At 73.1% G+C, this 9,883-nt stretch carries 7 protein-coding genes; 2 read left to right on the plus strand and 5 right to left on the minus strand.

The window, feature by feature from the left end:
• The 5 genes from ACWDCZ_RS36730 to ACWDCZ_RS36750 all read right to left on the minus strand — a co-directional run.
• Positions 1–1,326: MGH1-like glycoside hydrolase domain-containing protein (locus ACWDCZ_RS36730; protein WP_449818172.1), on the minus strand; the 1,326-nt coding region annotated here is incomplete at its 3' end.
• Complete coding sequence (locus ACWDCZ_RS36735) at positions 1,323–3,440, minus strand: beta-galactosidase (protein WP_449818173.1); 2,118 nt, start codon at positions 3,438–3,440, stop codon at positions 1,323–1,325. The genes ACWDCZ_RS36735 and ACWDCZ_RS36730, both read right to left, overlap by 4 nt.
• On the minus strand, positions 3,437–4,333 hold the full coding sequence (locus ACWDCZ_RS36740) for a carbohydrate ABC transporter permease (RefSeq protein ID WP_449818174.1): 897 nt from the start codon (positions 4,331–4,333) through the stop codon (positions 3,437–3,439). The genes ACWDCZ_RS36735 and ACWDCZ_RS36740 overlap by 4 nt, the downstream gene beginning before the upstream one ends.
• Positions 4,330–5,262: a carbohydrate ABC transporter permease gene (locus ACWDCZ_RS36745; protein ID WP_074003192.1), complete on the minus strand. Its 933-nt coding sequence runs from the start codon at positions 5,260–5,262 to the stop codon at positions 4,330–4,332. The genes ACWDCZ_RS36740 and ACWDCZ_RS36745 overlap by 4 nt, the downstream gene beginning before the upstream one ends.
• 9 nt (positions 5,263–5,271) lie before the next feature.
• Positions 5,272–6,606, minus strand: a complete 1,335-nt coding sequence (locus tag ACWDCZ_RS36750) for an ABC transporter substrate-binding protein (protein WP_449818175.1) — start codon at positions 6,604–6,606, stop codon at positions 5,272–5,274.
• A gap of 153 nt (positions 6,607–6,759) precedes the next feature.
• Here ACWDCZ_RS36750 and gcvPA point away from each other — a divergent pair, with 153 nt between their 5' ends.
• A complete protein-coding gene (gene gcvPA, locus ACWDCZ_RS36755) occupies positions 6,760–8,133 on the plus strand; it encodes an aminomethyl-transferring glycine dehydrogenase subunit GcvPA (protein WP_449818176.1) in 1,374 nt (457 codons plus the stop codon).
• The gene (gene gcvPB / locus ACWDCZ_RS36760) at positions 8,130–9,728 is read left to right on the plus strand and encodes an aminomethyl-transferring glycine dehydrogenase subunit GcvPB (RefSeq protein WP_241852937.1); all 1,599 of its coding nucleotides are present in this window, start codon (positions 8,130–8,132) and stop codon (positions 9,726–9,728) included. Before gcvPA ends, gcvPB begins: the two co-directional genes overlap by 4 nt.
• Positions 9,729–9,883 lie beyond the last annotated feature (155 nt).

Raw genomic sequence — 9,883 nt, forward strand, 5'->3', positions numbered from 1 at the left:
GGCGCGGTCGCCGCTGCGCCGGTAGACCTCCCAGACCGCCCAGGAGGCCAGCGGGGGCTTGGAGTTGCGCTCGTTCCAGTTGCCGCCGCCGGTAGTCTGGTCGTTGTAGAAGACGCAGTCGGGGACCATCCCGGCGTCCTGCGGGCGCTCGGCGGAGCCGGACGGGACCTGGTGGTCGAAGACGGCGCGGATCTGGTCGGCGGCGAGGCCGGGGGCGAAGGCGGCGGTGCCGACGGCCTGCTTCCAGGTGTCCCAGGCCCAGACCCCGCTGAACCACTTGTAGGAGATCGTGGGGGTGACGGCGTCGTGCCGGATCCTTCCGGCCGGGCTGCGCCAGTTGGTGACGAGGGTCTGGACGCACTTGGCGGCGGTGCGGCGGCGGGCGGCCGGGACGCTCTCGGTGGCGCGGACGAGGTACCCGTGCCAGCGGGCGGTGCCCTCCGCCGCGACCCGTTCCGGGGTGCGCAGCGCGGTGTCCGCCTCCTTCGCGGCGCGGGCGTACTCGGCCTCGGTGAAGGTGTAGCTCTCGGTCCAGTCCAGGCTGCGGGTCTCCCCCGGCGCCAGCCGTACGGGCTCGGCGAGTTCGGTGCGGTGGCCGTCGCCGTCGGCGCTCAGCACGACCCGGACGGGCCGGGCGTGGCGGACGGCGAAGCGCTCGGTGCCGTCGGTGAGGTAGTCCCAGGTCTGCCGGACCTTGGCGAAGCGCACCTCCACGCCGCGTTCGGCGGCGACCAGCTTCGGTGCCTCGCGCTGGGGGCCGGTGGCGGGGCGCAGCAGCCGGCCGGTCCAGGCGGCGGCGAGGGTCCGTACGGCCGGGCCGGTGTTGGCGAGCCGGGCGCGGAGCAGGGCGGTGCGGTTGCCGGCGAAGCGCAGGTCCAGGGTGAGGGCGAGGCCGCCGCCGAGGTCGTGGGTGAGCCGCAGCAGGCCGGGCAGCGAGGTGCCGCGGGCGGGGGCGCCGGCGGTGAGGTCCAGGGGGCGGCCCTGTTCGGTGAGCTGGAGGCGGGTCAGGCCGTCGCTGAGCCACCAGGGGTACTCCTGGGCGAGGTACAGCGGGCCGGTGAAGCCGCCCTGGGGGTCGGTGGGGCGGGGCAGGGCGTAGGCGTGCCAGGCGCCGAGGTCGGCGAAGACGGTGATCGGGTTGTTGCCGCGGGCGTCGCCGGGGTAGGCCTGGGCGGGGGTGCCGTGCAGGTCGAGGACGTCGGCGTAGCGCTTGCCGTCGACCGTGTCCGGTCCGTCCTGGGCGTGGGCGGCGGCCGGGGCGGCCAGGGTGCCGGCGGCGGCGACCGCCGAGGCGGCGAGGAAGTGGCGGCGGGTCAGCGGGTTCACGGGCGCTCCTCGGCGGCGGGGAGTCGGAGGACGGCGGCGCCGAGCGGCGCGAGGGTGACGGCGTCGCCAGTGGCGGCGCCGGTGAGCAGGTCGGTGCCGGGCGTGTCGAGGGGCACGCGGCGTTCGACGCCGCCGTGGTTGAGCAGGAAGAGGTACTGGCGGCCGTCGGCGGCGTGGCGGCGGGTGGCCTCGACGTCCGCCGGGAGGTCCGGCAGTTCGGCGCCCACTCCGGCTTCGGCGAGCGGCAGGTCGAGCACCCGGCCGGTGTCGGCGCCGAGGTGGCAGCTGAGATACCAGGCGGTGCCGGCGCCCAGCCGGTTGCGGGTGACGGCCGGGAGGCCGGCCAGCGTGCCGGAGGCGTAGCGGGCGAGGGTCTCGGCGCCCTCGGTCTCGATCCACTCGCTCCAGCGCTCGGCGCGCAGGTCGGCGCCGTGCGGCTCGGCGTGCGGCTCGGCGCCGTCCGACCGGGGGCCGTCAGGCGCAGTGCCGTCCAGCCGTACGGCGGTGGTCTCGCCGTCCGGGATCGGCCAGTGCTCGTCCACGACGATCCCGAGCAGTTCGCGCAGCGGCCCGGGGTGGCCGCCGGGGTGGATGTGGTCGTGCCGGTCGGCGATGCCGCTGAACGGGCCGCAGACCAGCCGGCCGCCGTCCCGTACATAGGCGGTGAGGCGGTCGGCGGTGGCGGTGTCGAGCAGGTAGAGGTTGGGGGCGAGCACCAGCGGGTAGCCGTCGAGCCCGGCGGTGGGCGGGACGAAGTCGACGGTGACGCCGCGCTCGTGCAGCGCCGCGTACCAGGGGCGGAGCAGCTCGGGCCAGCGCATCCGGGCGGAAGGGTGGTCGTCCAGTTCCAGCGCCCACCAGCTGTCCCAGTCGAGCAGGACGGCGGCCCGTCCGCGCAACCGGCTGCCGGCGATCTCGCCGAGGCGGCGCAGCTCGGCGCCGAAGCGGACGGTCTCCTGCCAGCCGCGCGCGGCGGTGCCCCGGTGCGGGAGCATCGCGCTGTGGAACTTCTCGGCGCCTGCCACCGAGGCGCGCCACTGGAAGTGCAGGACGCCGTCGGCGCCGCGGGCGAGTGCCTGGAGCGACCAGAGGCGGTAGAGGCCGGGGCGTTTGGGCACGTTGACCGGCCGCCAGCTGACCGCGGAGGGGGCCTGTTCCATCAGCAGCCAGGGGCGGCCGCCCTTGAGCGAGCGCATCAGGTCGTAGTTCATCGCCGCGTTGACGTGGGCGCGCGGGTCGGCCGGGTCGGGGTAGGCGTCGTCGGAGACGAGGTCCTCGTGCCGGCTCCACTCCCAGTAGTCCAGCGCCTTGAGCATCGACATGAAGTTGGTGGTGACGGGGACGCCGGGCGAGACCTCGTCCAGGACGGCCTTCTCGGCGCGGTGCAGGGCGAGCAGCGCGTCCGAGCAGAACCGGCGCCAGTCCAGCAGCTGGGTGGGGTTGACCGGGCCGGGCGCGGTGCGCGGCGGCTCGATCTGCTCGAAGGAGGTGTAGCGCTGCGACCAGAAGGCGGTGCCCCAGGATCGGTTCAACTCCTCGATGCCGCTGTGCCGTTCGCGCAGCCAGCGGCGGAAGTCGACGGCCGAGACGGGGCAGAAGCACTCCTGGACGTGGTCGCCGTACTCGTTGTGGATGTGCCACAGGGCGAGCGCGGGGTGGTGGCGGTAGCGTTCGGCGAGCGCCCGGGTGAGCCGGACGGCGGCCCCGCGGTAGGCGGGCGAGGAGGGGCAGTAGTGCTGGCGCGAGCCGAACTCCAGCCGGACGCCGTCGGCGGTGACGGGCAGCAGGTCGGGGTGGGCGCGGACCAGCCAGGCGGGCGGGGAGGCGGTGGCGGTGGCCAGGTCGACGGCGACGCCGTGCCGGTGGCAGAGGTCGAGCAGGCGGTCCAGCCAGCCGAAGTCCCAGCTGTCGGCGTCGGGTTGGAGGCGGGCCCAGGAGAAGACGCCGACGGTGACCAGGTTGACCCCGGCCTCGGCCATCAGCTTCACGTCCTCGGCCCACACCTGCTCGGGCCACTGCTCGGGGTTCCAGTCCCCGCCGTACAGCAGGCCGGGCACCCGGGTGAGGCGGTCGGTGGTCACGGTCAGGCGGTCGGTGGTCACGGTCGCGGTCATCCCTTCACGGCTCCGCCCAGCAGGCCCGCCACGAACTGCCGCTGGAAGAGCAGGAAGAGCACCATCAGCGGGAGCGTGGCCAGGAAGGAGCCGAGCATCAGGCCGGAGTAGTCGACGTGGGTCAGTCCGGTCAGCGTGTTGAGCGCGACCGGCACGGTGTACTTGTCCTCGGTGTTGAGCATCAGCAGCGGCCAGATGAAGCCGTTCCACTGGCCCATGAAGGTGAAGATCACCAGCGCGCCCAACTGCGGCCGTACGCACGGCAGGACGACCTGGTAGAAGGTGCGCAGCTCGCCGGAGCCGTCGATCCGGGCCGACTCCAGGAGTTCGTCGGGGAAGTCCAGGAAGCCCTGGCGCATCAGCAGGATGCCGAAGGAGTTGGCCAGGAAGGGGACGATCACCGCCTGGTAGGTGTCGATCCAGCCGAGGCTGGCCATCATCTGGAACAGCGGGACGAGCAGCACCTGCAACGGGATCATCATGGTCGCCAGCACCAGACCGAGCAGCAGCCCGCGGCCGCGGAAGCGGTACTTGGCCAGCCCGTAGCCGCACATCGCGGACAGCAGCGAGCTGAGCGCGGTGTAGACGACGGCGATCCCGAGGCTGTTGAGCATGACCCGGCCGAAGCCGATGGTCTCCTGGAGGTGCGCCAGGTTGCGCAGCAGGTTGCCGCCGGGCAGGAACGGCGGTGGGGAGTGGAACAGTTCGGAGCTGCTGTGGGTGCTGGCGATCAGCATCCAGGCGAAGGGCACCAGGCTGAGGACGGCGCCGAGGGTGAGGGCGGCGAGGACGGCGATCCGGCCGAGGCGGGCGGGCAGCGGGGCGCGGCCGCTACGACGCGGCGCGGTGGTGGTGGCGGCACTGCGAGCGGCAGTGGTGGTCACGGTGGTCATCGGCGGCGTTCCCTTCCGTAGAGCCGGAACTGGAGCAGCGAGACCGCCGCGATGATCAGCACGACCACCCAGGCGATGGCGGCCGCGTAGCCGAAGTCGAGCTGCTGGAAGCCGACCTTGTAGAGGTAGACCACCGGGGTGAGGGTCGCGTCGCCGGGGCCGCCGCGGGTCAGCACGTAGTTCTCGTCGAAGAGTTGCAGGGTGCCGATGGTGGAGGTGATGACGCAGAACAGCACCACCGGGCGCAGCTGCGGCAGGATCACGCCGCTGTAGGTGCGCACGGTGCCGGCGCCGTCGAGGGCGGCGGCCTCGTACTGGTCGCGGCCGATCGCCTGCAGTCCGGCCAGCAGGATGACGGCGTTGTAGCCGGTCCACCGCCAGGTGACCGAGCCGATCAGCGAGATCCGGGCCCAGGTGGGCGAGTTGAGCCAGTCGACCGGGCCGAGTCCGAGCGCCTGGAGGAGCTGGTTGGCGAGGCCGCCGTCGGTGCGCAGCAGGACCTGGAAGACCACGGCGTAGGCGACCAGGGTGGTGATCGCGGGCAGGAAGAACACCGCCCGCCAGCCGGCCCGGAACCGCAGCCAGGACTGGTTGAGCAGGACGGCGAGCACCAGGGCGAGGCCGATCATCACGGGCACCTGGACGGCGAGGATCAGGCCGGTGTTGACCAGGGAGTGCAGGAAGGCCGGGTCGTGCAGCATCCGCCGGTACTGGTCCAGGCCGACCCAGACGTCGGCGCCGTCGCGGCGGGCGGTGAAGCTCTGGTAGAGGCTGGCGCCGAGCGGATAGGCGAAGAAGGCGACGAAGAGCGCGGTGGTGGGCCCGGCGAACAGCCAGGCGGCGGTGCGTGGGGAGCGTCGGCGGCGGGCGGGGGCGGCCTGGGTGGTCGCCGACGGCTTGCGCAGGGTGGCCGGGAGGCTGCTGGTCATCGGGCCCGCCTACCCGACCGTCTGGCGGCCGGTCGCGGTGGCGATCTGGCGGGCGGCGGAGCGCAGGACGGTGCCCGGGTCGGCGCCGTTGTGCAGCACCTGGTTGACGGCGGTGGTGACGATGTCGCCGGCCTTGGAGTCGTCGGCGGTGAGCTCGACGGTGGGGATGGCGCGGGTGAGTCCGGCGAACAGCTGCATGGCCGGCTGGCCGCCGTAGTAGGGGGCGGGCTGCTGGAAGTACGGGTCGTCCAGGGCGGGGAGGTAGGCGGGGAAGAGGCCTTCGTGCTGCATCATCGAGGCCTGGTTGGCCTTGTCGGCGAGCAGGAAGGAGAGGAAGGCCCAGGCCGTCTCCGGGTTCCGGCTCTGCGCGGTGACGCACAGGGTGGAGCCGCCGCTGTTGGAGGTGCGGGGGCCGCCGGGGGTGAAGGCGGGCAGCGGGACGACGCCGACCTTCCCGCCGAGGTCGGCCATGTCGCTGGTGAGGGTGCCGTCCCACCAGGCGGCGGTGGGGGTGGTGGCGGCCTTGCCGTCGTGGGTGCCGGAGACGAGCCCGGACCAGCCGTTCTCGAAGTCCACCAGGTCGCGGTCGACGAGCTGCTTGAGCAGGGTGAGCGCGCGTTCGGCGGCGGGGGTGGCGACGGCCACCTTGCCGTCGGTGAACCAGCGCTGGCCCTGCTGCTGGAGCAGCATGGCGAAGAAGCTGTCCTGTTTGGCGTCCAGGATGAGCAGCTTCCTGCCGGTGGCGGCCTTGAGCGCGGTGCCGGCGGTGAGGTAGTCGTCCCAGGTGGCGAGGCCGGCCGGGTCGATGCCGGCCTGCTGGAACAGGTCGCGCCGGTAGAACAGGGCGCACGGCCCGCTGTCCCAGGGGAGTGCGAAGACCTTGCCCTTGGCGTCCGTGACGGTCCGCCAGGACGCCTCCGCGTACTGGGACTTGAGGCCTGCGGCGCGACTGGTGAGGTCGACCAGGCCGTTCGGGAAGTTGCCGATGTAGGTGGGCAGCTTGTGGCCCTCGACGGTGAGGATGTCGGGCAGTCCGCTGCCGGCGCCGAACCCGACGGAGATCTTGTCGTAGGCGTTGTCGTAGCCGATGTCCACCACGTCGACGGTGGTGCCGGGGTGGGCCTGTTCGAAGGCCTTGCCGAGCCGTTGCATGGCCTTGGCGGCGACGTCCCAGGACCAGATGACGACCTTGCCGGAGAGGGCGGCGCCCGGGCTGCCGGTGAGCTGCTTGGCACTGGTGCCGCCGGCGCCGCCGGTCGCGCAGCCGGTGGCGCCGGCCATCAGCAGCGCGCCGGCCGCGAGTCCGGCGGAGAGGATCCGGCGCCGTGCCGGACCTGATGTCAATTCGCCCTGGTCACGGGCTGGTTGGGGATCTTTTTTGTGCCGGGTTCGTGCGGACATCTTGCCTCCCGACTGGTGAATGCCGAATGCTGTATACAGAACTCAGCATTCACAACCCCGTCAAGGCTTGTGACTGAAATCGCGGAAGGTGCCAGCATGAGCACACGCGTCCCCCGAACCCACCCGTACATCCCCAACTCCGCCCCGCAGGTGAGGAAAGCGATGCTGGCGGAGGTCGGCGCCCAGGACGTCGAGGAGTTCTACGCCGACATCCCGGCCGCCCTCCGGCTGGACCGCCCGCTGCGGCTGCCCGAGCCGCTCGGCTCCGAGGCCCGGCTGGTCGCCCACATGGAGGAGCTGCTCTCCCGCAACACCGCCGTCCCGCCGGGCCGCAGCTTCCTCGGCGCCGGCTGCTACCGCCACCACGTGCCCGCCGTGGTGGACGAGATCGTCAACCGCAGCGAGTTCCTCACCGCCTACGCAGGCGAGCCGTACGAGGACCACGGCCGCTTCCAGGCGCTGTGGGAGTACCAGTCGCTGATGGCCGAGCTGCTGGCCGTCGACGTCGTCAACGTGCCGACGTACGACGGGTTCCAGGCCGCCGCGACGGCGCTGCGGATGGCCGGACGGGCCACCGGGCGGCGCCGGCTGGTGCTGGTCGGCGCGATCGACCCGGACCGGATCTCCCGGATCCGCGACTACGTCCGGGGCGTCCACGAGCTCGTCCTCGTCCCGGCCGATCCCGCCGCCGTCCGGGCCGCGCTCGCCGAGGGCGACGCGGCCGCCGTCTACGCCCAACTCACCGACCACGACGGCCGGGTGGACCAGGAGCTGCCGAGCTACATCGAACTCGCCCACCAGGCGGGCGCGTTGGCCGTCGCCCACGTCCACCCGCTCAGCCTCGGCGTGCTCACCCCGCCCGCCGAGCTCGGCGCCGACCTCACTTGCGGCGACCTCCAGCCGCTCGGCATCCACCCGAGCTACGGCGGCGGCAACGCGGGCTTCATCGGCAGCCCGGACGACGAGCGCCTGGTCGCCGAGTACCCGAGCCGGCTGTTCGGCCTCGTCCCCACCGACGTCCCCGGCGAGTACGGCTTCGGCGACGTCGCGTACGAGCGCACCTCCTTCGCGGTGCGCGAGGAGGGCAAGGAGTGGGTCGGCACCGCCGCCGCCCTGCACGGCATCGCCGCCGGGGTCTACCTCACGCTGATGGGCCCGCACGGCATGCGGGAGATCGGCGCGACGATCCTCGCCAACACCGCCTACGCCCGGCAGCGGCTGGCCGAGGTCCCCGGCGTGGAGCTCGCGGACCCGCGGGCCGTCCACTTCGCCGACTTCACCGTCCGCTACACCGGCGAGCGCACCGCCGCGGAGATCGCCGAGGCGCTGCTCGCCCGCGGCCTGCACGGCGGCACCCAGGTCGGGGCCGACGGGGCCGCGGCCCGTGAGGGCCGCTACTGCGTGACCGAGCTGCACACCCGGGCCGACATCGACCGCCTCGCCGACGCACTTGAGGAGATCGCGAAGTGACGAACCGTCAGAACAGCGAGCCGGTGGACCCGCGGATCGCCCCCAAACCCGCCCTGCGCCGCTTCCACCAGGCCCGCTGGGACGAGAAGCTCGTCTTCGAGCTCGGCGCCCCCGGCGAGCGCGGCGTCCTGCCCCCGCTGCCCGAGGCCGCCGTCACCGCCGCCGTCGGCGACCCGGCCGAGCGGCTGCCCGCCGCGCTGCGCCGCGCCACACCGCCCGCCCTGCCCGAGCTCGGCCAGCAGCAGGTGCTCCGGCACTACCTGCGGCTCTCCCAGGAGAACCTCGGCGCCGACCTCAACGTGGACGTCGGCCAGGGCACCTGCACCATGAAGTACAGCCCCAAGGTCAACGACACCTTCGTCCGCGACCCCCGGATCGCCGCCCTGCACCCCGCGCAGGACCCCTCCACCGTCCAGGGCGTGCTCGAACTCGTCCACCGGCTGGAGCAGTTGCTCAAGGAGGTCTCCGGCATGGACCGGGTCAGCCTCCAGCCCGGCGCGGGCTCGGCGGCGATCTGGACCAACGTCTCGGTGATCCGCGCCCACCACGCCGCGCGCGGCGAACTGGAGCAGCGCGACGAGATCATCACCACCGCCTTCTCCCACCCCTCCAACGCCGCCTGCGCCAAGACCGCCGGCTTCCGGGTGATCACCCTGCACCCCGACGCCGACGGCTACCCCGACATCGAGGCGCTGCGCGCCGCCGTCGGCCCGCGCACCGCCGCGCTGCTCATCACCAACCCCGAGGACACCGGCATCTACAACCCCCGGATCGCCGAGTTCGTCCGGATCGTCCACGAGGCCGGCGGCCTGTGCGCCTACGACCAGGCCAACGCCAACGGCATCCTCGGCATCACCCGGGCCCGCGAGGCCGGCTTCGACCTGTGCCACTTCAACCTCCACAAGACCTTCTCCACCCCGCACGCCTGCGGCGGACCGGCGGCCGGCGCCTGCGGCGTCACCGCCGAACTCGCGCCCTACCTGCCGCGCCCCACCGTCGAGTTCGACGGCGAGCGGTACGTCCTGGACGACGACCGGCCGGACTCGGTCGGCAAGATCCGCCCCTACCTGGGCGTCGTGCCGAACCTGGTGCGCGCCTACGCCTGGATCACGGCACTGGGCGCCGAGGGGCTGCGCGAGGCCGCCGAGACCGCCGTGCTCAACAACAACTACCTGCTGCACCGGGTGCGGCGGATCCGCGGCGTCTCCGTCCCGTACGCCGAGGGCCGCCCCCGGGTCGAGCAGGTCCGCTACAGCTGGCAGCAGCTCAACGAGGACACCGGCCTGCACAGCGAGGACCTCGGCTACCGCGCCGCCGACTTCGGCACCCACTACTGGACCAGCCACCACCCGTACGTCGTCCCGGAGCCGATGACGCTGGAGCCCACCGAGTCCTACTCCCGGGCCGACCTGGACGAGTACGCGGCGATCCTCGCCGAGGTCGCCCGCGAGGCGTACGAGGACCCGGAGACCGTCCGCACCGCGCCGCACAACTCCACCGTGCACCGGATCCGGCACGAGCCGCTGGACGACCCGGCGGTCTGGGCGGTCAGCTGGCGCGCCTACCGCCGCAAGGTCCTGGGCGAGCGGCCGTGACCTCCGCCCCGGGCGCCCGGATCGGGCTGGTGGTCAACCCGGTCGCCGGCCTCGGCGGCCGCGGATCCCATCACCCTGCCGAGCCTTCGTCTCCAGCCGACGGCGGTCGCCTGATTCTGACTGGGCTTCACCACAGTCCTTTCCTCATATGAACC

The sequence above is a fragment of the Kitasatospora sp. NPDC001225 genome, assembly GCF_053597855.1.

Excerpts from the sequence above, each read along its gene's own strand:
- ACWDCZ_RS36735 (WP_449818173.1), bottom strand. The coding sequence starts at position 3,440 with ATGACCGCGACCGTGACCACCGACCGCCTGACCGTGACCACCGACCGC.
- ACWDCZ_RS36740 (WP_449818174.1), bottom strand. The coding sequence starts at position 4,333 with ATGACCACCGTGACCACCACTGCCGCTCGCAGTGCCGCCACCACCACC.
- ACWDCZ_RS36745 (WP_074003192.1), bottom strand. The coding sequence starts at position 5,262 with ATGACCAGCAGCCTCCCGGCCACCCTGCGCAAGCCGTCGGCGACCACC.
- gcvPA (WP_449818176.1), top strand. The coding sequence starts at position 6,760 with ATGAGCACACGCGTCCCCCGAACCCACCCGTACATCCCCAACTCCGCC.